This is a genomic window from Stenotrophomonas sp. 86428_Sma (assembly GCF_056481585.1).
The window spans coordinates 2,724,522-2,747,278 of the sequence record NZ_CM151156.1; the positions used below are offsets into that span (position 1 = coordinate 2,724,522).

18 protein-coding genes are annotated in these 22,757 nt (G+C 66.1%); 13 read left to right on the top strand and 5 right to left on the bottom strand.

Annotation, left to right across the window (positions count from 1 at the left end; all coding sequences use genetic code 11):
* Window positions 1-25 precede the first annotated feature (25 nt).
* The gene (locus ACZK3J_RS12530) at window positions 26-2,698 is read right to left on the bottom strand and encodes an ATP-binding protein (protein ID WP_478475880.1); all 2,673 of its coding nucleotides are present in this window, start codon (window positions 2,696-2,698) and stop codon (window positions 26-28) included.
* A 215-nt stretch (window positions 2,699-2,913) separates the two neighbouring features.
* Between ACZK3J_RS12530 and ACZK3J_RS12535 the strand changes: the two genes are divergently transcribed.
* Window positions 2,914-3,783 carry a hypothetical protein gene (locus ACZK3J_RS12535; protein WP_049460977.1) on the top strand — a complete coding sequence of 290 codons (870 nt, stop codon included), beginning with the start codon at window positions 2,914-2,916 and terminating at the stop codon, window positions 3,781-3,783.
* 49 nt (window positions 3,784-3,832) lie between these two features.
* On the opposite strand, the gene ACZK3J_RS12540 is transcribed toward ACZK3J_RS12535, so the two are convergent.
* Both ACZK3J_RS12540 and ACZK3J_RS12545 read right to left on the bottom strand, forming a co-directional pair.
* Window positions 3,833-4,258: an organic hydroperoxide resistance protein gene (locus ACZK3J_RS12540; RefSeq protein WP_032129483.1), complete on the bottom strand. Its 426-nt coding sequence runs from the start codon at window positions 4,256-4,258 to the stop codon at window positions 3,833-3,835.
* Between the two features lie 120 nt (window positions 4,259-4,378).
* Window positions 4,379-5,050, bottom strand: a complete 672-nt coding sequence (locus ACZK3J_RS12545; RefSeq protein ID WP_134950872.1) for a TraX family protein — start codon at window positions 5,048-5,050, stop codon at window positions 4,379-4,381.
* A gap of 112 nt (window positions 5,051-5,162) precedes the next feature.
* Here ACZK3J_RS12545 and pip point away from each other — a divergent pair, with 112 nt between their 5' ends.
* The gene (gene pip, locus ACZK3J_RS12550) at window positions 5,163-6,110 is read left to right on the top strand and encodes a prolyl aminopeptidase (protein WP_049460972.1); all 948 of its coding nucleotides are present in this window, start codon (window positions 5,163-5,165) and stop codon (window positions 6,108-6,110) included.
* Between the two features lie 83 nt (window positions 6,111-6,193).
* On the opposite strand, the gene ACZK3J_RS12555 is transcribed toward pip, so the two are convergent.
* The gene (locus ACZK3J_RS12555) at window positions 6,194-8,740 is read right to left on the bottom strand and encodes an autotransporter family protein (protein WP_223224628.1); all 2,547 of its coding nucleotides are present in this window, start codon (window positions 8,738-8,740) and stop codon (window positions 6,194-6,196) included.
* A 313-nt stretch (window positions 8,741-9,053) separates the two neighbouring features.
* Between ACZK3J_RS12555 and ACZK3J_RS12560 the strand changes: the two genes are divergently transcribed.
* The 11 genes from ACZK3J_RS12560 to ACZK3J_RS12610 all read left to right on the top strand — a co-directional run bounded on the left by ACZK3J_RS12560 (window position 9,054) and on the right by ACZK3J_RS12610 (window position 21,477).
* Window positions 9,054-9,788: a CS1 fimbrial subunit B flags: Precursor gene (locus tag ACZK3J_RS12560; protein ID WP_049462630.1), complete on the top strand. Its 735-nt coding sequence runs from the start codon at window positions 9,054-9,056 to the stop codon at window positions 9,786-9,788.
* A 111-nt stretch (window positions 9,789-9,899) separates the two neighbouring features.
* A complete protein-coding gene (locus ACZK3J_RS12565) occupies window positions 9,900-10,397 on the top strand; it encodes a CS1 type fimbrial major subunit (RefSeq protein ID WP_049462631.1) in 498 nt (165 codons plus the stop codon).
* A gap of 54 nt (window positions 10,398-10,451) precedes the next feature.
* Entirely contained in the window at window positions 10,452-12,980 is a 2,529-nt protein-coding gene (locus ACZK3J_RS12570; RefSeq protein ID WP_478475881.1) for a TcfC E-set like domain-containing protein, read from the top strand.
* Window positions 12,977-14,164 carry a hypothetical protein gene (locus tag ACZK3J_RS12575; RefSeq protein WP_049462633.1) on the top strand — a complete coding sequence of 396 codons (1,188 nt, stop codon included), beginning with the start codon at window positions 12,977-12,979 and terminating at the stop codon, window positions 14,162-14,164. The genes ACZK3J_RS12570 and ACZK3J_RS12575 overlap by 4 nt, the downstream gene beginning before the upstream one ends.
* A gap of 238 nt (window positions 14,165-14,402) precedes the next feature.
* Window positions 14,403-14,702, top strand: a complete 300-nt coding sequence (locus ACZK3J_RS12580; RefSeq protein WP_049462634.1) for an EF-hand domain-containing protein — start codon at window positions 14,403-14,405, stop codon at window positions 14,700-14,702.
* 293 nt (window positions 14,703-14,995) lie between these two features.
* Complete coding sequence (locus ACZK3J_RS12585) at window positions 14,996-15,295, top strand: hypothetical protein (RefSeq protein WP_049462635.1); 300 nt, start codon at window positions 14,996-14,998, stop codon at window positions 15,293-15,295.
* 63 nt (window positions 15,296-15,358) lie between these two features.
* Entirely contained in the window at window positions 15,359-18,118 is a 2,760-nt protein-coding gene (gene mgtA, locus ACZK3J_RS12590) for a magnesium-translocating P-type ATPase (RefSeq protein WP_478475882.1), read from the top strand.
* Window positions 18,119-18,149: 31 nt separating this feature from the next.
* On the top strand, window positions 18,150-18,887 hold the full coding sequence (locus tag ACZK3J_RS12595; protein WP_005413576.1) for an MgtC/SapB family protein: 738 nt from the start codon (window positions 18,150-18,152) through the stop codon (window positions 18,885-18,887).
* Window positions 18,888-19,245: 358 nt separating this feature from the next.
* Complete coding sequence (locus tag ACZK3J_RS12600) at window positions 19,246-20,301, top strand: sensor histidine kinase (protein ID WP_329893662.1); 1,056 nt, start codon at window positions 19,246-19,248, stop codon at window positions 20,299-20,301.
* Window positions 20,294-20,935: a response regulator transcription factor gene (locus tag ACZK3J_RS12605; protein ID WP_049462638.1), complete on the top strand. Its 642-nt coding sequence runs from the start codon at window positions 20,294-20,296 to the stop codon at window positions 20,933-20,935. The genes ACZK3J_RS12600 and ACZK3J_RS12605 overlap by 8 nt, the downstream gene beginning before the upstream one ends.
* Window positions 20,932-21,477, top strand: a complete 546-nt coding sequence (locus tag ACZK3J_RS12610; protein ID WP_478475883.1) for a DUF1697 domain-containing protein — start codon at window positions 20,932-20,934, stop codon at window positions 21,475-21,477. The genes ACZK3J_RS12605 and ACZK3J_RS12610 overlap by 4 nt, the downstream gene beginning before the upstream one ends.
* Window positions 21,478-21,576: 99 nt before the next feature.
* Here ACZK3J_RS12610 and ACZK3J_RS12615 read toward each other — a convergent pair whose 3' ends face one another.
* A complete protein-coding gene (locus ACZK3J_RS12615) occupies window positions 21,577-22,749 on the bottom strand; it encodes a low temperature requirement protein A (protein ID WP_149908522.1) in 1,173 nt (390 codons plus the stop codon).
* Window positions 22,750-22,757: the final 8 nt, after the last annotated feature.

Here is a 22,757-nt window from a genome sequence, read left to right on the forward strand (position 1 = left end):
ATCCTGAGGTGGGTACCCATGCAATTTATCCGATTGCGTCAATAGCTGGCATATCTGGCCCAGCCGAAGCCAGCGCCTGCAGCACTGCCTGGGACAAGGCCTCGCTGGCATAGCAGGACACCGTCCAGCCACCCTGTTCTGGCTGTGGGCGCAGCGGCCCCTCGCGGGAGACCTGGACCCACGGCTGGCCACTCTGCCGTACCCAGCGGACGTCTTCGCCAGGCGCCTCGAACAGGACCCACGCGCCCCCGCACGCGCCCTCCACCGCCGGGCCACGTACCAGCTGCACCTGTGCCCCCCACTTCTGCAGCCGCCGTTCCAGCTCCCCGTGCCACGGGCCAGGCGCAGCCAGCAGATTGATCCGCTGCCCGGTCAGCGGCAGCGGCACCGGGATGGCGATCGAGGTCAACAGCGGCACCTCGAAGACGAAACGGCTGCCAACGCCGGCGGTGCTTTCCACCCATATGCGCCCCCCCATGCGTTCGCACAGCTGCTGGCACAGCGCCAGACCCAGGCCGGAGCCGCCGAAGCGCGCAACGATGCTGGGCGCGGCCTGCACAAACGGCTGGAACAACCGCTGGCACTCGACAGCGCTCAGGCCAATGCCGGAATCAGTGGCTTCAAGGCGCAGGTAGCAGCCCTCATCACCGCGCTGGCAGGACACCCGCAGCTGCACCCGGCCCGAGGCGGTGAACTTCAGCGCATTGCTGGCCAGGTTGCGCAGCACCCGCTCGATGGCCGCCATCGGCGCCACGGCTGCGGCCGGCACATCGGCATCCACCACGCAATCCAGTTGAAGGCCCTTCGCCTGTGCTACCGGGGCGTACAGCACGGCAACACGCTCCAGCAGCGCCGAAGGGGCGAACCGTTCGGGGGTGAGCGTCCACTGCCCGGACTCGATGCGCGACAGATCCAGAACATCGGTGATGATGTCCATCAATGAATCGGCAGACTGGCGCAGGCGCAGCACACGCTCGGCAGGCTCGGCCTGCAACGGGCTGCGTGCGAGCAGCTCCAGGTGGCCAATGATGCCGTGCAGCGGCGTGCGGATTTCGTGGCTCATCGCCGCCACGAAGTTGGATTTTGCGCGGCTGCAGGCTTCTGCTTCCGCAGTCCGCTTCTGCTCCGCCACGAGCTCACGCATATCGTGGCTGATGTCCTCCACCATCAGCAGCACACCGCCCGGCCAGGCATCACCACCTGAATGCATATGCGTACGATGGAACAGGCGCTGCTTTGGATCGCCTGCCAGTGCGATGTCGCCCTCCACCTTCACCGCACCATGGCGGGTATCGGCCTGCATCATCGCCTCGCGCAGCTGTGGCATCAGTCGCGCACCGGCAGCACGATCCATGCGCTGCAAGGAACCATTCCAGTCCTGTACGTGGCCGGTGCTGGCTTCCAGCAGTGCCACGCCAACGGGCACGTGATCGAGCAGCAGGCGCAGACGGCGGTCACGGGCATAGATGGCTTTCACCTGCCGGAACGCCGGCGTGTACATGCGCCGATGCAGCCACAGCAACAGGAACCAGAGCAGTGCCAGTGCCACCAGCACACAGGCAATGCCGCTGAGCAGCATCGGTGCGATGCCGCGCAGGATATCCCGCCAGCAGTAGGTCTCCACCAGCGTCCAGGGCGTACCGGCCACGGCCAGGGCCAGGGTGAATCGGCCGTTGTGGAAGCGCGCACGCGTGGCGTCGCCCAGCAGCACCCAATCGGTGTCGGCGGACGTACGCATGGCCGTGGCATCGGCGCCGTCCGAGGCCAGCACGCGCAGGCCGTCGCGGTCCAGCAATGCGATGTGGCCTTTGCTGTTATGGCGCAGCAGTGCCTGCAGGCGTGCCATCGGCTCGTAGGCCACGAAGGTGGCGATGGGCGTCGCCCCCGCACTGGCCTGGAACACCGACACCAGCGAGGGCTCGCCGGTGATCGGGTGGCGACCGAACGTCCGCCGCGGGCTGTCGCTGCGCTCCACGCTTTCCAGCAGCGGCACCTGGTCGTGGCCGGAGGCCGGTGCCAGCAGCTGCGCCGGCGCACGCAGGTGTTCGAATACATCGCTACGTGAATTCGCCGCGAGCGCGGTGATCAGGCTGCGCTCGGTCAAACCCTTGTCCAGCGACAGGTACTGCCCGCTGGGATCGAAGAAATAGGATGCACCGGCGGGCTCGGCATCGTCTGCGGTTCCGCTCAGGCGCTGGATGAGCGACACCGCCGTGGTCAGCTGCAGATAACGCTGCAGCTCCTGCGGGCGCCACTGCGCTGTCTCCAGGCCCAGCGCCATCTGCGGCCGGCTGCTTGCATCGGCGGCCACCACCAGCCGCTGGCCGCCCTGCAGGTAGGCGTTGCGCATGGCTTCGGCGCTGGCGTCACCCAGCTGGACGTCGCGATCCCAGGCGTACTCGGCCATGTTGGCCAACCGCGCGTAGGCGGCGTCCTGGCGTGCCAGCTGGAACTGCAGCGCCGTGTGCGCACGGCGGAATTCGGCAATGCGACGCGCCTCGTAGCCGTTGACCTGGACCACGATGAGGGTGATCAGCACGCTCAGCGAGAGCAGGCTCAGCACCGCCCCACACGCCAGCATCAGCCGTCGCGGATACCGCCGCAGCGCCTGCAGCTCGCCCGCACCAGCAGGCGCCGGCCCGGCAGCGGAGTGCAGGCGGCGCAGCGAATCGGCAATGGAAGGGGCGGCGGACGGCATGGCATCGGGCGGCGTCGAGCGCTCGGCGTGAAGAACATGGGAGCGCCAGCATGCGTGGCGGTCGCCGCCGTCGATGTAGGACAAAGTCCAAAAAGATGGCCATGCGTGACGCATTTGCCCGTATAGACAGTTCTGTCCACATTTCGAACTTGTCCGGTTTCCGGGCTGCTCAAGGCTGGCGAGGCTGGGCGCTCCCCGTTGACGAGGACATCACGATGACAGCATCAAGAGGCCGCGAGCGCCTGTGGGCACTCCGTCTGATGGCCCGGCAAGCCTGCCACCGTGCAAGCCTGCGGCTCGGCGCGGTCCTGCTGCCACTGCTGCCGGCACCTGCGCGGGTCTCTCTAACCGAGGGTGCGGCCTCCGCACTCGGGCCACTACTGCAGGCAGAACGCCATGGCCGCGCCTTCGACACCCTGCAGCGGTTGGGCCACGCGCCCTCGGCTGCGGCGGAACTGAGCGCCCGTTTCCTGGCCGGGCGGTGGTTGCGTCAGGCCCATTTCCAACGCCTGCAGTCCCTGCCCTTCAGCGCCCTGCAACACGTACTGCGTGGCATGGCCTGGCAGGACCCGGGTGCGCTGTGGGCGGCGGCGGCTGGGCGGCGCCGTGTTGTCTGCCTGCTGCCCACTGGCGATGTCGAGCTGGCGCTGGCCGCCGTGCTCGATCGTCCGGGCGCGCCCGCGCACTACTTCGTCAACACCCATCACCGCGACGATTCGCCCGAACTGCGCACACTACTGGCGCTGAAGCGCCAAGGGCATCGCCTGGAGATCGGCCGTGCGCAGCAGCGGGGCGAGGCCTGGCGGCAGCTGCGCCGCGGAGCGACGGTGGTGGCCCTGCTGGACCCCTGCCCGTGGCGGGAAACCGGCGTGACCAGAGAACCTGCACCGCTGCGCCTGGCCCGTTTGGCAAACGTACCGGTGCTGGTACTGGGTCACCGGCGCGATGGCAGCGAGGCCGGCACCCTGTCCGTGCTGGGTGAGTTCAGTGCCGAGTCGCTGGCCGAGGGCGCAACTGCGCTGTATGCCGCCGCCCACGCGTTCCTGGCGGCGGCACCGCATGACTGGCATGACCTGGACCGCTAGGCAGAACGCAGAGGCCGCAGCAGGCAGCCGCCGGCTGCGGCCGATGGCATCATGCGATGACCAGTGCCACGTTGATGTTGTTGCGGGTGGCATGCGAATACGGGCAGACGACATGCGCCTTGCGCACCAGCTCCTCGGCCTGCGCGGTGGGCACGCCCGGCAGCGAGATGGTCAGTGCCACATCGATGGCGAAGCCGGTGCTGACCGCACCGATACCGACGCGGCCGGTGACCGCGGCATCGTCTGCGATGGCGATGTTGTCCTGCCCGGCGACATACTTCAGGGCGCCGAGGAAGCAGGCCGAATAGCCAGCGGCAAACAGCTGCTCCGGGTTGGTGCCGGTGCCGCCGGTGCCACCGAGTTCGGCCGGGGTGGACAGGGCGATGTCCAGGGTCTTGTCGGACGAAGTGGCGCGGCCTTCACGGCCGCCGACAGCCGTAGCCTGGGCCGAGTACAGGATCGATTCGATGCTCATGGGTTGCTCCGGTCGGTTGACTGAGTGGAGTGGCGGTACGTTCCGCCACCCAACCATCCTCCCGGGCGATGAGCGCCGCTTCCATCGGACAGCGACGATAGCGCGGCCCCGCTGCGGCCATCACCCTTGACCGCGCAGCTGTACGTACAACGCCAGTAGCGCCAGGTGCCCGATGTAATAGCCATAGAACGTCCAGCGCCACCTCGGCAGCCGCCAACGCACGCGCGCCACCGCCAGCACCACGGGAATGGTCAGCAGCGCCCAACCATTGTGGTTGGCCCAGCACACTGCAGCAAACCCGATCAGCAGCAGCCACCACGCACCATGGCGGAACGCCAGCCACCCGAGCAGCACGAAGCCGACGCCCGCCCATTGGTAGTCCACCAGCATCGGCGCCATGCCCGCCGCCAGCAGCAACAGCAGCGGCCGATTGTTCGCCAGCGCATGCACCGCCGCTGCCGCCAAGGCGAAGGTGAGCAGGATGTTGAGCGGCAGCCAGGAACCGAAGGCCAGTGCATGCAACGGCTGCGCGATCACGCCCCATGCGACCAGGCGACGGATCGACTTGCGCAGGTCCGCGCCCGGCTGGGCGAGGTTGCAGGCCATCACCAGCGCGAACAGCGGGAACGCGATGCGGCCCAGTTCGCTTACGACCGGCAGGTAGCCGCCGTAGACCACTTTTGCCACGTGGTCGCCGGTCATGGTCAGCAGCGCGATCCACTTCAGCAGCTCGCGTGCGCCACTGCTGAGGCTGGGATCGGGCGTGGACATCCCTGTCGTGGTCGATTGCATCGCGGCAGCTTATGCGCATCGGCCAGCCCATTTCCAGCACCGCGAAAGCATGTGCCACTGCAGGCATCGGGCTGCGGCGCTATGCTGGCCGCCCCTGTTTGTGAGCGCCCCCATGCGTACCCTTTACCCCGCCATCGAGCCCTACCGCGAGTTCACCCTGAAGGTGAGCGATCTGCACACGCTGCACATCGAAGAGTGCGGCACGCCCGAGGGCATCCCGGTGGTGTACCTGCATGGCGGCCCCGGCGCCGGTATCTCGCCCACCCATCGCCGCTTCTTCGACCCGGCGCGTTACCGCATCGTGTTGATCGACCAGCGCGGCAGCGGCCGCTCCACGCCGTTCGGCGAACTGCGCGACAACACCACGCAGGACCTGGTGGCCGACATCGAGAAGGTGCGCGAGCACCTGGGTATCGAGCGCTGGCTGGTCTATGGCGGCTCCTGGGGCTCAACCCTGTCGCTGGCCTACGCGCAGGCACATCCCGAACGCGCCACCGGCCTGATCGTGCGCGGCGTTTTCCTCGGTCGTGAGGTCGAGAACCGCTGGTTCGCCGAGGCCAACGGCGGTGCGCGCTGGATTTTCCCAGAGCGCTGGGACCGCTATGAGGCCTACATCCCGGAGGCCGAGCGTGGCGACATGATCGCAGCCTACTGGGCGCGCATGGACGGCCCGGATGAGGCGACCCGCATCGAAGCTGCGCAGGCCTGGCTGGGCTGGGAAGACAATGCGGCGACCCTGCAGCACGATGTGGATGCTGTTTCCACGGATGACCCGCTGGACACGCTCGCCAAGGCCCGCATCGAAGCGCACTACTTCCGCAACGGTATCTTCCTGGAGCCAGACCAGCTGCTGCGCGACATCGACCGCATCCGCCACCTGCCCGGCGTGATCGTGCAGGGCCGCTACGACATCATCTGCCCGCCGCGCAGCGCCTGGGACCTGGCCAAGGCCTGGCCGGAAGCCAGGCTGGAGATGGTGACCTCCGGCCACAGTGCGAATGAGCCGGCGACAGTGGACGCGCTGGTGCGGGCCACGGATGCGTTTGCGGAAGGGTTCTGAAACATGAGGTAGTGCCGGCCGCTGGCCGGCATACCGTCGCTAGTGGACAGGGCGGCCTCTCCGCCGCCCTGCTCCGCCATTCCTTACCAGGCCACCCTGATGCCGACCTGCCCAATGATGTTCCGATAGTTCTGGTCGGCGCGCTGCAGGCTTACTCCACCCCAGGCACCTACGCGTTCCCCCAGCTCCAGTTCGGCGCCGCCCTGCACTTCAACGCGATCGCGCGGCATGCCGACCGCAAGAGTCTGACCGTTGAAATCCAGCGCATTGGTCGCTGGGCCGCGCAACCAGTTCACGCCCAGATAGGGCTGCACGCGGTTGCCCAGTGCCATCGAGTGACCGAACACGCGCGCACCGATGCGCCCAGCCACCCCCCCCGCCTTGGCATTGCCCACCGTCGTCCCGTTTCGTTCCACATGCTGCCCTGCGTGGAACCGGCTGTAGATGAGCTGCACCTGCGGCTGTACGAACAGCGTCGCCGATGCCCCTCGCCAGACCGGAGCAATGTAGCCGCCCTCCAAGGCACCGATGATCGCCCGCGAATCATAGGACTCGCGATGCAGCCCCATACCCTGCACGCGGTTCTTGAACCGCCCATGCTGCAGGCTGCCATCTGCGTAGAAGCCCTGATCCCCTCCCGCGTCCTGCTGCCACGTGCCGTACACGCCGATCGCACTGCCACGTACCTGTCCCTTCGCGCTGTATCCGGTCCGCTCCGATACAACGGTGCTGTTGGCATTACCAACGCCGAGCATCACGCCGTAGATCGCATTGCCAGCGCGCAGCAGGTCGCTGCCGACCTGCAGCACCGACGATCCACCGTCCACCAACAACTGACCCCCCAATGCATCAAAGTCGGCCTGCTGGCTGTCAAGCCGTGCCCAGACCGTGCGGTCGTCCTCGGCCCGCATGCCGCCACGGCGCTCGGCCAGGCGGTGAACGAACATGTTCAGCGCGGCCTGCTGGTTGGCAAGATACGCGCCCGCTTCCGATCGCAGCAGCGGCCCTGGGCGGCCAATCGGGTCACCCGGTGTCCAGGGCCCGGTCGGGTCATTGGGGTCCTGCGGGTCGCCGGGCGCGCCTGGAATCCCGGGGCCGCCAGGATTCCCCGGGGCTGTCGGTTCGCCCGGATCCATCGGATCGACCGGGCACCCCGGTACCGTGGGATCAGACTCACACGGGTCCACAGGAGGCGCAGGAATCTCCGAACGAAGGTACCAGTTGCCTTCTCCGCCCGGCACGCCGCCTTTGTGCAGGAAGTACTCATACAGGCCGGCAACCACACGCCCATTCAACGTGAAATCCGCAAGGGATGCTCCATCGATCTGGAACAACGGGATGCCGGTGATGGTCTCCGCACCCAACCCGCCGATATTGTCCACCGAGACCCTGCCATCGCCAAACGCATCACCCTGCACGTGAATGCGACCGATCCGTGAGTCGTCGCCGTCGAGCGCGCCTGAAAAATGGAAGACAGCGTTGCTGGCGTGCAGATCGCTGGTCACGCTGAGTACCGTGTTCTCCGCATGCGCAGGGGTCATGAGAGCAACAAGACCGTCCCTTACCTGCAGTTCGCCCACTGCTGACCCGCGGCCCATCACCCACCAGCTGTCCGTCAGCGACACACTTTCAAGCAGCGTGGAGGCGCCGGTCCACACCGAATTGCCGGTGAGCGATACGTGAACTTTCGCTGTCGAAACCCGCCCGGCCTCAAGGTCCTCACGGGTATGCACAATGTCGCCTTCCAGGTAGGAACCTGCCAGATCAAGAGCAAATCGCCCGGACACGGCAGCATCGAGCGAGACGGCGATGTTGTTCAACCCGGCAATGCGAGAACCTCTGGCCAATGCAAGGCGGGAATCAGCGCCACCACGTACACGCACTCCCCCGCGCCCAGCCAACGAGCTTTCAATGAGGGCGCCGTCAAGCGCGAGGCTTCCCGCGTCGTCGACCACAGCCCCCCAGGCGTCCAAACCGTTGGCAATGACCTGGCTGTTCCACAGATTGACCTTCCCTACCCCTTCGATCACCAGCCCGTGCGCCTGCTCGCCAGCAGTTTCGATGCGGGTACCGTCATTGACGTTGACCAGGCTGGAGACCACCTTCATGCCAATCGCGTGATCCCCCCCGGTGGTGATCAGGACGCGTTCCACCGTACCCGATCCAACCCCCTGTTTGAGGATTCCGTGCGCGGCCTCACCCAGGGTTTTGATGGTGCTGTCCCGTATCAGCATCTGGCCATGCTCTACTTCCATCCCAGCAGAACCATCTCCCTCGGTCTGGATGTCCAGGTAGCTGGCCTCGGTAAGCGTGCCGTCATTGATATGGATGCCTGCAGCGTTGAGACCCGTGGTGCGCACGGACATGCGCTTGCCTTCCGCCCCAAGCATCGAGACGTGACTCATTCCCTCCAGGAACACGCCTGCCGCGCCATCGCCCGACGTCGATAGTTCGAGCTCCCCTGTTGCGATGATCTGACCACGATTGCGCGCATGGAAGGCGTGCTCATTGTCCAGGGTCGTTTCGTATGCCGTGGCGGTTGGCGTTTCCACGGTGCCATCGGCGATCAGCTGGCCCGCGATGGCCGGACCTGCTGCGAAGAGCGCGCTGGCCACGGAAATGGCCAACAAGGTGCGATGCGGAGATGTGGACATTCGTCTGATGGTTGATGAGGTAGCCCGCATCGTCGTCGCGACTGCGGCATGCTTCCATCAGACCGGTTCGAAACATGAAGGTGATGGCTGATGCGCGGGTGCGTGCCATGGCCGCGTTCGCCGACCAGTGGGCTGACCGGCATTGAATCGCCAGCGGATACATCCTGCGGCTGACGCATAGGAATCGCTTCAAACCTGTAGGACAAGTCCGACTTTTGCAACTTCTTGTATTTCGGGGTTGTGATGAAGCCGTGAGAATTCCCGCTTGCCATCCCCCTCCGGGCTCGCCATGCATCGTCTTCTGTCCTTGATTCTGTCGGTCATCCTGTGTGGTAGCGCGCACGCATCCACCCCGCAGATCAACGTCGGCGTACTGTTCGACTACCTGCAACCCACGCGCAGCAATCTGCTCAAGCGCATCCGCAACACCGGTGACGCCACGGCCTACGTACGGGTTGAAGTTACCCAGATGCACTTCGATGCGGAGGGCAAGGCCAGCGAAACACCAGTGGATACCGCCGCGCTGGTCCGTAATGCACCGGACACGCAAGGCGTCATCGCCAGTCCCAGCCGCCTGATCATCGCAGGCAATGGGCAGCAGGCCACACGCCTGGTGTATCGCGGTGCGCGTGACCAGGAGCGCTACTACCGGCTGCGCTTCATCCCGGTGGCGCCGACAGCCGAGGAATTCTCGCTCAGCGAAGACCAGGCCCGGGAGGCAGTGGAGCTCACCTCTGCCATCCGCGTATTCACCGGTTACGGCACGATCTTCTTCGTCGCGCCGGAGAACCCGCACTACGACACGCTCATTGAGCAACAGCAGGTGCGCAATCGCGGCAACGCCACCGTGGTGCTGGACAACCTGCGCCAGTGCGAGCGCGACCGTCCTGATACCTGCACGCCGGGAATCATCGCCCATGTGCGTCCCGGCAACAGCTATGCGCTGCAGGCCGCCGAGCACCAGTTCCTGCGTTTCGAGCTTCGCGAGGGCGACAGCCAACGCAGCATCGACTCGCGCCGCTAGGCAACGGCCCTATCCATGGATCTATCCCGAACGGGCCTGCCGGGCGCCCGCTGGGATTGCTTTGCCCTTGCCTGGCACCTTGATTTCCACCCTTGAACCTGGAGTGCATCCATGTCCCTGAAGACCACCTTACTGGCAGCGGCCACCGCCCTGCTGATCACCCCGGCCGTTGCCCTGGCCGCCACCGAGACCAAGTCGATCACCATCAATGTCACCGCCGACGTGCCGAACAGCGCCGGCCTGCAGGTGTCCACCCCGGACGGCTGGGAAGGCCTGCCGCAGAACCTGCCGTGGGATACGGCCCGCCAGACCCTGAGCGAACTGACGGGCCGCGTCATCAATGTCAAGTCGCCGGCTGCGGTCAGTGCCTATCTGACGGCGCCGGCGCAGATGGCATCGGCGGCGCATGTGGTGAATCTCGACGTGAAGATCGACAACGTCGTTGTGCCGGCCACCTCGGCGGCGAAGATCGAAGTGGCCAACGCCGCACAGGCCGCAGCGGGCAAGTCGCTGGCGTTTGCCATCTCTCCGACCGTGCCGGCCGATGGTTATAAGCAGGGCAGCTACGGCGGCCAGTTCCACATGATCTTCGAAAGCGACATTCCGTAAGCCGCGTTCTGCCTGTGGCGCCACGCGCGCCGCAGGCAGGCCGGAATCGCCTCCATGCGCTCCTTACGATCTCCTACCCGCCTGCCGCTGGCGCAGTTGGCCGCCGCTATCGGTGCCGCTGTCTTTGCTGCATCCAGCCAGGCAGCCGGTCTCACCCTGGATGACCTGCCCAGCCTGCTGGAGCAGCGCGAGCGTATGCCCGCCGAGTTCCGCGCGCACCTGTTCGGCAATCCGCTCACCGTGCGCGTGGAGCTGGACGGACGCTACCTGGGTGATGCCGAGGTGCTGCTGCACGAAGACAATCGCGTGCAACTGGTCGGCTTCGGTGAAAGCCACGACAGCCCCTGGCCGCAGACCGAACGCACGCGCTGGGCCGAGGCACTGGCCGAGCCGATGGCGCTGGGAGTGTGCAGCAAGCAGTGCCGCGGCCTGGCCGCGCTGCACTACAGCCTGTCAAGCTCATTGCTCAGCCTGCTGACCCCAGGCGGAGCGCACAAGGAAGAGCGCCACGTCGCGTTGCCCGATGCGGGCAGCCATGGCCTGATCGTGCGCAACAGCCTGGCCATGCATGGCGGCCAGGATCAGCAGGCGACGGCGCGCTACAGCGCCGAACTGCGCGGCAGTGTCGGCCGTTGGAGCACGGTCGGCAGCTACCAGTACTACGCCCAGCCGGGCAGTCGCGAGCACTATCTCAGCGCGCTATATGCACAGCGCGAACTGGGCGATCACTTCGTGCGTGCCGGCTACTTCCTGCCCACCTTCGAGGGCATCATCCGCCAGCCGCGTGCACCCGGCACGCAGAACGATACCGCGCTGGGCTTCATGCTCGGCTCGTCGGACGTGCTGCTGGCTGACACCCGCAGCCCCAGTGTGTACCCGGTCTATGTCACTGCCAGCCGCGAGGGCGTGGTGGAGATCCTGCGTGACGGCAACCTGCTGTCCACGCAGGCGGTCACGCCCGGCATCCAGGAGATCGACACGCGGCGGCTGCCGGGTGGCATCTACGATGTGGAACTGCGCGTCATCGAAGACGGCCGCGAAGCCTCGCGCGAAACCGCATCAATCCACAAACCCAGCCGCTGGAGGGACCCCTCCCGGCGTTGGCGCTACAGCGTGTTTGCCGGCCAGCAGCGTGGCCTGCTCGACAGTGGCAGCCCAAGCCAGGGGGGCAAGGTCGCGGCCGGCGCGGTGGTCAATTACCTGCTGCACCCACGTGCCGTGGCCGGTGCCACGGTGCAGCAGATCGGTACGCGCCACGCGGCAGGCCTGTCGATGGACTGGCAGGCCAGTGACAGCTTCAGCACCTACACCAATATCTATACATCCAGTGATGCCGGGCGCGGCATTGACCTGCAGGGCCTGTACCGGTATCGCGCAGGTTCGGTGGTGGCCAACCACGCCCGCAGCTGGGCCGAGCAACGTCACCGCGTGCTGCCAGGCAACGGTTCGGCGCCGCGCTGGGAAACCCGCGGCGGCTGGCAGGACACCACTGCCGTCTCGATTACCCATCGTTTCAGCCACCGCGACAACGCCAGCCTGCGGTTGGCGCGCAGCACGGGCTTTACCAAGGGCACTGGCATTGATGTGTCTTACGGTCGTCGCGAGACCCTGTTCGGCAAGCATGATGTGAACTGGCGTGTTTCCGCCTACGACCGCCCCGGCAGCCGTTTCACCCACTACCGAAGGCAACGCGGCATCGACCTGACCGTCAGCGTGTCGCTGGGCAGCGAGCGCCGCAGCTACAGCGGCAGCCTGGGCAGTCGTACTGGCGAGGCCGGGCAGCGCGATACCTATGTCAGCGCGGCAGCGACGCAACGCGTGGATGGCAAGCTGCTGCAGAGTGTGAATGGCATGATCAGTGCCGAGCGAAGCGGCGTCGGCGGCGGCGTGGGTGCCTACCTGCAGGGTTCACTGTTGGAGGGTGACGTGCAGCTGTACCGCAGCACGGCTTCGAGGCACGTCAGTGGCACTGCCAATCTGGACAGTACGCTGGTGGTGGGTGGCGGCCATGCTGCGGTCATCGGCCAAGGCCGCAGCGGCAGCGTGGATACCGGCATCATCGTCGAGGTGCGCAGTGACTACCCTGGAGTAGCGCTGCGCGCAGACGACAGCCAGGGCGGCGGCGTACAGCTGAAGGCGGGACGCAACTTCGTACCCGTAACGGCCTATCGGGCAGGGCACGTGCAGTTCGATTTCCAGGGCCGGCACGCACCGGCTGCCACCCTGCAGCCGTCCGCCGTCAGCTACCACCTCAACAAAGGGGGCGTGATGCACGCCACCGTTGATGTGCTGCGCACCTTCACCGTGATGGGCCAGGTGCTCGATGCCGACGGCAATGGCGTGCGCGGTGTTCAGGTGATCAATCACGCTGGCCGCAGTGTCAGTCAGGAAGAAGGGTTCTTTACCCTGGAACTGAGCGCTCGTGCGCCAGTGGTCGAGCTGCGCTATCCGAACAGGATCAGCTGCACGCTGACGATGGAAGAGGGACGCTATGTCCGGGAAGGAGATGTAATGATGGTGGGCGGCGTGAGTTGCGCGCATCCCATCGCATCCAGGCTGAAAAATAGTGAGGAGCGCCGATGATTCGTGGTCTGTACCTGTTGCTGGCAGCTCTCTGGATATCGCCGGCGCCTGCCGCGGCCCAGGTCATTGAAACCACCGTTACCGGTGAATTTCGACCGAACGCCGCCAATCCCGGAAACACCGCATTTGTGAACACCACGCCTCGAGGCGCGTTCTGCAACTGGCGACCAACAGAGTGCGACAAGGCGGGAGCTTACATCTTCGACATCGGGGCCGGAGAGTTCTGGCAGAAGACCGGTGATGGCGATAACGAGTCCGCGCGCGACACCACCTACGTTCGATTTCCGGCCCCGCGTGCGTTCATGCTTCGAGATGAGATGACGGGGGAGACTGCACAGGCGCGCGTCAGCTTTGTTGCCATCTCGCTGCGGCTGAACTTCAAGAATGGGGCGGATCCGTGGTACTACGGTGTCACTGGTGGTTGTGCCGCAATACGTGGCGCAGGTGGTGTGGGATGGTCGTTTGGCGGATGGGGCGTGCGTGATCCCTCCAATCCCCGGGAATGCTTCAGCACGCAGCGCCGCAACGGACGAACCTACTCCTATCAGAACGTGGGGATTGGCATCCAGGTCGAACTGCCGGATGCGATTACCCTGAAGAACGGCCGCTACGTTGCACAGCAGGACTGGACTACGGGCGGCGCAGAGGCCGACATCGACCTCGGGGACAACATCACAGGGGTCAAGATGATCCGCATGAACTTTGTGTTTGAGGTTGCCCACGACCTTGAAGTGCTGTTCCCTTCTGAGGCGCCACGGGTGACCCTGGTGCCGGAAGGGGGCTGGCGTGCCTGGGTCGAACATGGCATCCGTCCGCCCAGCATGTCGCAGGAGCTGCCGTTCTACCTCACGTCGTCCATGGATTTCAGCCTCAAGCTGCGCTGTGAGCACGAACTGGACAATCAATGTGGGATCCGTAATGCGCGCAGTAACGATGTCGTTCCCGTTGCGGTGGATGTCACCATTCCGGGTATGCGCAACCGGGGCGATGGCATGCCAGTACAGGGAATGCGTCTTCCGCCGGGTGACGTGCGCGCGCCTCGCCTTACGCCTGATGCATACATGGTCCAGCGTCGCTCAACGCTTCGATTCATCGCCGAAAAAGACGCGGTGGACGAGATGCTGAAGTCACCCGGCTCGCATTGGGAAGGCAACATGACGGTGGTGTTTGACACCAATCCGTGACAACGCACCCGGCGCGGGACCTGCGCGGGCCTGGTGCCCTCCTTACCGGTGGGTTCCGGCGCCCTGCTGTCGCCTGCCTGACAATTTCGTCAGCTGGCGCAGCGGCAGGCGGCCCGTGAACGGCGCCCCACCCGCCCGCAGGATCACCTGCATTCTTCGCACCTCCCTTACAGACCGCTGCCGATGATCCGGCCATGGGCGCCACGGTGGCGAACCCAATCCTCTACAGGAGCACGCCATGACCGGTTTCCGCTACCTTCCCGCCGCCCTCGTCGTTGTCGCCGGCCTGCTGCTGGGGGCCTGCTCCAAGCCGCAGGAGGCCAGCAAGGCCACTGCCGCCGAGGACGTGACCGAAGTGAAGCTGATTCCGTCCTACGAGTCGCTGGACAAGGACAAGGACGGCATCGTCACCCTGGCCGAAGTGGATGCCGTGGCACCCGACTGGGCCGAGCGCCTGCACGCCTGCGATACCGATCGCGACAAGAAACTGAGCCCAGGCGAGTACGACGTGTGCAAGCAGACCAGCACCGCGCATTGATCCCGTGATGCGCCATCGATTGGCGCGACGCATGCCCGGCTATACCAAGGTATAGCCAGGCTAACCCACGGGCCTCTAGGCCTGCCCCATTCAGGGGCGGACAATAGCGCCATTGGCCAGGGCAACCCTGGCTGGCCCCCTCCCCTCATGGAGACGCAGATGGACCCTGACCCTGCCGGGCGCACCGCGCCCCGGATGCCCGCTTGTTGCCTGTTCCTGGCGCCTGCCAGCCGGTCCCTGCCTGCCTGAGTGACGGGGGATCGCCAGGTGCCGCCTGCCTGGAGATCGCCCCCATGTCCTACAAGATCCTCTACATCACCCTGCGCCGCCTGATCGGCGAGCGCGATGTTGCCGCGCTGCGCAGCCAGCTGCTGCAGCATGGCCCGATCACGTTTGCCCGTTCGCTGTCGCTCGGCTCGCCACGCGTAGTGGCCGACGCGCTGTCGCTGCTGCCGATCAGCGAGCGCATCAATGTGCTGCGCCACCTGCCCTACCCGCTGCGCGATGCGATGAAGCCGCTGTGCATCGGTGGCAGCCAGCGCCTGCACATGCAGCCGTGGTCGCCCGCGGTGCTGGCGATGCGCCACGCCTGACCTGTTCCATCCGTTCCGTTCGTGTTCCGGCCGCGGCCGGCTCTGACATTCGAGGAGAGTCCCATGAGCCTGCTCAACGCCTGGTTCAACGCCTTCCTGCGCAGCCGTCGCGCAGGCAACCTGTTCCGCCGCCGTGCGATGCCCGAGGCCGGGTTCGGCCGGGGTAGCGCCGAAGCAGCGCCGTTCGCGCTCACCACCGGCTTGGTCACCCTCGCCCAGCAGGAGGAAGCCGAACTGCTGACCACACTGGAGTCGCATGCCGATGGCCTCAGCCCGCATGAGGCCGAGGAGCGGCTGGCTACGCTCGGCCCCAACGAGGTGGATCACGAAAAGCCGCTGCCGTGGTGGCGCCACCTGTGGCAGTGCTACCGCAATCCGTTCAACCTGCTGCTGACCGTACTGGCGGCGGTGTCCTGGCTGACCGAGGACATCAAGGCTACTATCGTGATCGGCGCCATGGTGCTGCTGTCCACGCTGATCCGCTTCGTGCAGGAAGGCCGCTCGAACCGTGCCGCCGAACGGCTGAAGGCGCTGGTCGGCAACACCGCACGCGTGCTTCGCCGCAATCCCGGCACCGAGGCTGCGGATGTGGCCGACCAGTACTTCGGCGCACACCTGCACAGCCGGCGCCCGGCGCGCCTGCTGGACCTGCCGATCCGCGAGCTGGTGCCCGGCGACCACATCGTACTGTCGGCAGGCGACATGATTCCGGCCGATTGCCGCGTGCTGACCGCCAAGGACCTGTTCGTCGCCCAGGCCGCGATGACCGGCGAATCGCTGCCGGTAGAGAAGTTCGCGCACCCGGGCGATGGCCTGGCCGGCCTGCTGGAGCAGCACAACCTGCTGTTCATGGGCACCAACGTGGTGTCCGGTACTGCGACCGCCGTGGTGCTGGCCACCGGCAACCGCACCTACTTCGGCACGCTGGCCCAGCGCAGCACCGCCACCGACCGTGCGCCCACCGCGTTCCAGGCCGGCGTCAACAGTGTCAGCTGGCTACTGATCCGCTTCGCGCTGGTGATGGTGCCGTTCGTGCTGCTGATCAACGGCTGGACCAAGGGCGACTGGACCGAGGCATTCCTGTTTGCACTGTCGGTGGCGGTAGGCCTGACCCCGGAAATGCTGCCGATGATCGTCACCTCCACCCTGGCCAAGGGCGCGGTGCTGCTGTCACGGCGCAAGGTGATCGTCAAGCGCCTGGATGCGATCCAGAACTTCGGCGCGATGGAGGTGTTGTGCACCGACAAGACCGGCACCCTCACCCAGGACAAGATCGCCCTGGAGCGGCATACCGATGTGTTCGGCCACGATTCGGAGGACGTGCTGAAGTTCGCCTACCTCAACAGCCACTTCCAGACCGGCCTGATCAACCTGCTTGACCGCGCAGTGCTGGAGCATGTCGAGCTGCAGAGTTCGCTGCGGCTGTCGCAGGACTACCATAAGGTGGATGAGATCCCGTTCGACTTCGAACGCCGCCGCATGTCGGTGGTGGTGTCCGAGCGCGAGGACCACCATGAGCTGATCTGCAAGGGCGCAGTGGAGGAGATGCTGGCGGTGTGCAGCACCGTGCGCGAGAACGGCGAGGACAAGCCGTTGGATGAGCAGCGGCTGGCGCGCGTGCGGCAGACCACGGAAGAACTGAACGAACAGGGCCTGCGCGTGGTGGCAGTGGCGATGAAGGAAACCGCCGCCAGCCAGACCGTGTATTCGCAGGCTGACGAGTGCGGCCTGACCCTGGTCGGCTACGTGGCCTTCCTCGACCCGCCGAAGGAATCGGCTGCGCAGGCGCTGCAGGCGCTGGCCGCGCATGGCGTGGAAGTGAAGGTCTTCACTGGCGACAACGAGCTGGTGACCGCCCGCGTCTGTGCCCAGGTCGGGCTGGACGCGGACACCATCCTGACCGGCCCGCAGATCGAGCGCATGGATGACGGTGCGCTGTCACGGGCGCTGCACCACCACCGCGTGTTCGCCCGCCTGACCCCGCTACACAAGGAGCGCCTCGTACGCGAGCTACGCGCACAGGGCAAGGTGGTCGGTTTCCTCGGCGATGGCATCAACGATGCACCGGCGCTGCGTGCGGCGGACATCGGCATCAGCGTGGACAGCGCGGTGGACATCGCCAAGGAGGCGGCCGACATCATCCTGCTGGAAAAGAACCTGATGGTGCTGGAGGAAGGCGTCATCCAGGGCCGGCGCACGTTCAACAACATGCTGAAGTACATCCGCATGACCGCCAGCTCCAACTTCGGCAACGTTTTCTCGGTACTGGTGGCGTCGGCCTTCCTGCCGTTCCTGCCGATGCTGCCACTGCAGCTGCTGGTACAGAACCTGCTGTACGACATCTCGCAGATCGCCATTCCGTTCGACAACGTGGACGAGGAGCTGGTGCGCAGGCCGCTGAAGTGGAACCCGGCGGACATCGGCCGCTTCATGGTGTTCTTCGGGCCGATCAGCTCGATCTTCGACCTGACCTGCTTTGCCTTGATGTGGTACATGTTCGATGCACGCACGCCGGCCGACCAGGGCCTGTTCCAGTCCGGCTGGTTCGTGGTGGGCCTGCTGACCCAGACCCTGATCGTGCATATGATCCGTACACCAAAGGTGCCGTTCCTGCAGAGCATCGCCGCGCCGCCGCTGCTGGTGATGACCGGCCTGATCATGGCCATTGGCGTGGCCCTGCCGATGAGCCCGCTGGCTGGTTACTTCAAGCTGCAGGCCCTGCCGACCGGCTACTGGCCGTTCCTGGTGGCGATCCTGTTCGGCTACGCGGTGCTGACGACCTTGCTGAAGAAGATCTACATCCGTCGTTACGGCTGGCAGTAAGCGCCCGCCGCTTGGTCCAGGGAGAAACACAATGGACATCAATCCGAACCTGCCGGCGTTCAACGCCGGCGCGACCCTGAGCTCGCTGATCAGCCTGTCGGTGGCGTTCGTGCTGGGCACGGCCATCGGCCTGGAACGGCAGCTGCGCCAACGCACCGCCGGCCTGCGCACCAATACGCTGGTGGCGGTGGGTGCGGCGGTGTTCGTGGACCTGGCCGTGCGCTTCCACGACCTGTACGGCGGCCCACCTTCACCGCTGCATGTGGTGGCCTATGTGATCTCCGGTGTCGGCTTCCTCGGCGCCGGCGCGATCATGAAGGACGGCGCACAGGTGTCTGGCCTCAATACCGCCGCCACCCTGTGGGGCTCGGCAGCGGTTGGCGCCTGTGCGGGTATCAAGCTGCTGCCGGAGGCGGTGCTGGCGGCCGTGTTCGTGCTGGCCGCCAACACCCTGCTGCGGCCGGTGGTGAACCGCATCCAGCGGCAGCCGTTGCCGGAGGCGTTCAGCGAGGCGACCTATGCGATCAACGTGGTCTGCCAGCGTGAGCAGCAGGCCGAGGTGCTGGACCAGCTGTTGCTGCTGCTGGAACAGGCGCACTACCCGGTGCGCGCGGTGGACCAGCGCCCGTTCGGCGAACGCGACGTGGAGATCGAGGCGGTGCTGTATGCCACCACGGTGGATGCCGGTGAACTGGATGCGGTATTGGCCACGCTGGCGACCACCCCCGGCGTGCTGCAGGGGTTCTGGAACGCCAGCCTGGAGGAGTAGTGCCGGCCGCTGGCCGGCAACATCGTGCACCGCTTTGTAGGTGCCGACCTTGGTCGGCACAGAACCCTCAGATGCCACGACTGCTGCCAGAGCCTGCCGACCAAGGTCGGCATCTACCAACAGCCCGCATGCACCACATTGGTAGGTGCCGACCTGGGTCGGCACAGACCTGGGTAGTGCCGGCCGCTGGCCGGCAACCTCATGAACTCCGGGACGATCCTGCAGCTGCCGGCCAGCGGCCGGCACTACCAGGCATCGCTTTGGTGGGTGCCGACAGCACAGGAGCACGCCAAGCACGGTCGGCACCTGCCAGAGGCGGCTTTGCTATCCTTTCCCCCCACGCCAGGGAGCCGTTCCGATGCCATCGCTGTCGCCCCGCCGCCCGCTGGTGCTGCTGGCCCTGATCGTCGTAATGGCGGCGATCTTCCTGGTCGACACCGTCACCGATTACGCCGTGGCGGCGGCCTGCTTCTACGCAGCGGTCATCCTCGCCGCATCGCGCGTACTCGCCGCACGCGGGCTGATCAGCCTGGCCATCGCCTGCATCGCACTCACCGCCCTGAGCTTCTTCCTCACCCGCTTCGGCACCTACCGCATCGGCCTGGTCAACTCGGTGATCGGCATGCTGGTGATCGGCATCACCACCTACCTCGCGTTGAAGATGGAAGCGGCCAAGGCCGCAGTGCAGGAAGCACAGGGCCGCCTGCTGCGAGTGGCGCGCGCATCGACCGTGGGCGAGCTGACCACCTCCATCGCACATGAAGTGAACCAGCCGCTGGCGGCGATCGCCAGCAGCGCCGAAGCCTGCCAGCGCTGGCTGGCACAGGACCCACCGAACGTGGACAAGGCCCGCCAGACCGTGGCCCGCATCCTGGCCGATGCGCATCGCGCCGGTGACGTGATCGCCCGCATCCGCGGCCTGACCCAGGGTGCAGCGCCGGAACGACGCGCGTTCGACCTGAACCAGGCGGTGGAGGAAATGCTGGCGCTGTCGCGCAGCGAGCTGGACCAACACGGCGTGGCCGTGGCCCTGCTGCTCGATGCCGACCTGCCGCTGGTGCAGGCCGATCGCGTGCAGGTGCAGCAGGTGATCGGCAACCTGATCCTCAATGCGGTGGACGCGATGGAAGCAGTGCCGGCTGCTGACCGCCGCCTGTCCCTGTTGACCCAACGCGACGGACAGCGGATCAGCCTCAGCGTGCGTGACCGCGGTGTCGGCCTGCCCGCCGATCATCCCGAGCGTGTGTTCGATGCGTTCTGGACCACCAAATCACACGGGCTGGGGCTGGGATTGAGCCTGAGCAGGTCGATGATCGAGGCCAACGAAGGCAGGATCCGAGCCGAGCGCCCCAGCGGCGGAGGTGCCTGCTTTGTGTTTGACCTGCCCGTTGCCACGGAACGCCGTCATGCGTAAGCCCGCTGCACCCGCCGCCGATCCAGCGCCCATCGTCTACGTGATCGACGACGATCCGTCGGTGCGCGCCGCGCTGGAAGACCTGCTCGCCTCGATGGGCCTGCAGGTACGGGCCTTCGCTTCCACCCAGGCGTTCCTCGAACACGAACTGGAAGATGCACCGGCCTGCCTGGTGCTGGACGTGCGCATGCCCGGCCAGAGCGGGCTGGAGTTCCATCGCACGATGGGCAGCCACGGCCTGCAGCTGCCGGTGGTGTTCATCACCGGCCACGGCGATATCGCGATGGGCGTCAATGCGATCAAGGACGGTGCCATCGAGTTCCTGACCAAGCCGTTCCGTGACCAGGAACTGCTGGATGCGATCCACAAGGGCATTGAGATCGACCGCCAGCGCCGCCGTGACGGCGAGGCGCTGGACGCCCTGCAGCAGCGCTGGAACACCCTCAACGCCGGCGAGCGCGAGGTGGTCGACGGCGTGGTGCGCGGCCGCCTCAACAAGCAGATCGCCGGCGACCTCGGGGTCAGCGAGATCACGGTGAAGGTGCGCCGCGCGCAGGTGATGCGCAAGATGGGCGCGCGTACGCTGGTCGATCTGGTACGCATGTACGACCGCCTGCAGGCAGGTTCCCCATGAGCGTGCATGTCGCACTGCTGCGAGCAGTCAATGTCGGAGGTACCGGTAAGCTGCCGATGGTTGAACTGGTGGCGATGTGCGAGGACGCGGGCTTCACCGACGTCCGCACCTATATCGCCAGCGGCAACGTGGTGTTCCGCAGCGGACTTGACGAAGCCGGCGTGCGGAAAGCCCTTGGCCAACGGCTGCAGGCCTATGCAGGAAAACCGGTGGGTGTGCTGGTGCGCTCGGCAGCCGAGATCGCGGCGGTTGCCGCCGGCAATCCGTTCCCGCACGCCGCCGGCAATCGCGTGGTCGCGCTGTTCGTGGATGAGGCACTGCCCACTGATCCCTTGACCGGGGTGACCGGCCTGCGCGATGAGCAGCTGGCGCTGGGTACCCGCGAGATCTTCGTCCACTATGGCGACGGCATGGCCGACTCACGCCTGCGGATTCCCTATACCCAGCAAGGCACCGCCCGCAACCTCAACACGGTCGGCAAGCTTGCGGCAATGGCCGCCGCGCTCGGCCAAGCCACCTCAGGCGGTAGAGGGCGGCGGTAGAGTCGACTGTCAGTCGACTATCGCGCGCAGCGCGGGATTTTCCACAACCTTGTGGAAGAGCAGTCGACCAACATTCGGCTCTGCCCGGCAGAGGGCTGATCACGCCCGTTGCAGACGGTGCTTCAACCGCGTATCCATCAACCCCACCGCCAGCAGCACCGCACTGGTCAACCAGCCAGCGGCCAACAGATGGGTCTGCGGCAACACCACGCCCAGCACGCCCAGCGCCACCGCGCCGATCAGATGCGAGTACGGTGCGCACCCGTATACCACCCGCTTGTACAGCGCGCTGCCCAGCAGGTAGATCAACGGGCCGGCCACCAGCACGGCCGCATACACCGGCGTCACCACAGCATGCGGGTGGTCCATGACCAGGTCATTGCCCACCGCCGTAGCGATGATCCCTGCGATCAGCAACGCGTGCACATAGTGGAAGTTGGCGCCCATCCGGCCCGGGTCTTCGGCATGGCTGATGGCCTCGGTGGCGTCGCGGCTGGAGATGCCGAAGTACAGCCACCACATGGCGATCGTGCCGGCGAAGGTGGCAAGCACTGCGGACACCACCGCCCCACTCCACTGTTCGACCTCGCTGAGCACGCCACCGGTGGCCAGCAACGTCTCGCCCAGTGCGACGATGACGAACAGCTGGCAGCGCTCGGCCAGGTGCCCGCCTTCGATGGTCCACTCACGGGTGTGCGAGCGGCCCAGCCCCGGGAACGCGAAGCCGAACATCGGTGAAACGTATTCGCACGCCACCGCCACCGCCCACAGCGCCAACCGCGTATTGCCCTCGGCTGCCGCACCTGCCAGCCAGAAGCAGGCCGACACGCTCACCCAGGCCAGCATGCGACGGAAGTTCGGTGCCAGTGGATGCGTGCGACCGACCTCCAGCAACACGAAGGCGGTGCGCCCGACCTGCATGGTGGCGTAGGCCCCGGCAAACACCCAGGCGCGGTCAGCGAACGCCTCGGGTATGGACGAGGACATCAACAAGGCCAGCAGCATGGTGGCGAACAGCAGTCCGCGGATGCGCGGCGCTTCCGGATCGAACCAGTTGCTGACCCAGCAGGCGTACTGCCAGCCCAGCCACACCGCAAACCACAGCACCAGGGTCTGCAGCACGCCGGCCAGATCCAGGTGATGCAGCAGATGGTGGCTGAGCTGGGTGACCGCGAACACGTAGACCAGGTCGAAGAACAGCTCTTCGTAGGTCACGCGCGCATGGTGGCCGTCGCGCTGGCGCAGGGCCGGCAATCGCAGTCGTGTACTCATGGCTTTCC

What these genes read in the sequence shown, in the direction of transcription:
- ACZK3J_RS12530 (WP_478475880.1), bottom strand. Translation starts at nt 2,698, where the DNA reads ATGCCGTCCGCCGCCCCTTCCATTGCCGATTCGCTGCGCCGCCTGCAC.
- ACZK3J_RS12535 (WP_049460977.1), top strand. Translation starts at nt 2,914, where the DNA reads ATGACAGCATCAAGAGGCCGCGAGCGCCTGTGGGCACTCCGTCTGATG.
- ACZK3J_RS12540 (WP_032129483.1), bottom strand. Translation starts at nt 4,258, where the DNA reads ATGAGCATCGAATCGATCCTGTACTCGGCCCAGGCTACGGCTGTCGGC.
- ACZK3J_RS12545 (WP_134950872.1), bottom strand. Translation starts at nt 5,050, where the DNA reads ATGCAATCGACCACGACAGGGATGTCCACGCCCGATCCCAGCCTCAGC.
- pip (WP_049460972.1), top strand. Translation starts at nt 5,163, where the DNA reads ATGCGTACCCTTTACCCCGCCATCGAGCCCTACCGCGAGTTCACCCTG.
- ACZK3J_RS12560 (WP_049462630.1), top strand. Translation starts at nt 9,054, where the DNA reads ATGCATCGTCTTCTGTCCTTGATTCTGTCGGTCATCCTGTGTGGTAGC.
- ACZK3J_RS12565 (WP_049462631.1), top strand. Translation starts at nt 9,900, where the DNA reads ATGTCCCTGAAGACCACCTTACTGGCAGCGGCCACCGCCCTGCTGATC.
- ACZK3J_RS12570 (WP_478475881.1), top strand. Translation starts at nt 10,452, where the DNA reads ATGCGCTCCTTACGATCTCCTACCCGCCTGCCGCTGGCGCAGTTGGCC.
- ACZK3J_RS12575 (WP_049462633.1), top strand. Translation starts at nt 12,977, where the DNA reads ATGATTCGTGGTCTGTACCTGTTGCTGGCAGCTCTCTGGATATCGCCG.
- ACZK3J_RS12580 (WP_049462634.1), top strand. Translation starts at nt 14,403, where the DNA reads ATGACCGGTTTCCGCTACCTTCCCGCCGCCCTCGTCGTTGTCGCCGGC.
- ACZK3J_RS12585 (WP_049462635.1), top strand. Translation starts at nt 14,996, where the DNA reads ATGTCCTACAAGATCCTCTACATCACCCTGCGCCGCCTGATCGGCGAG.
- mgtA (WP_478475882.1), top strand. Translation starts at nt 15,359, where the DNA reads ATGAGCCTGCTCAACGCCTGGTTCAACGCCTTCCTGCGCAGCCGTCGC.
- ACZK3J_RS12595 (WP_005413576.1), top strand. Translation starts at nt 18,150, where the DNA reads ATGGACATCAATCCGAACCTGCCGGCGTTCAACGCCGGCGCGACCCTG.
- ACZK3J_RS12600 (WP_329893662.1), top strand. Translation starts at nt 19,246, where the DNA reads ATGCCATCGCTGTCGCCCCGCCGCCCGCTGGTGCTGCTGGCCCTGATC.
- ACZK3J_RS12605 (WP_049462638.1), top strand. Translation starts at nt 20,294, where the DNA reads ATGCGTAAGCCCGCTGCACCCGCCGCCGATCCAGCGCCCATCGTCTAC.
- ACZK3J_RS12610 (WP_478475883.1), top strand. Translation starts at nt 20,932, where the DNA reads ATGAGCGTGCATGTCGCACTGCTGCGAGCAGTCAATGTCGGAGGTACC.
- ACZK3J_RS12615 (WP_149908522.1), bottom strand. Translation starts at nt 22,749, where the DNA reads ATGAGTACACGACTGCGATTGCCGGCCCTGCGCCAGCGCGACGGCCAC.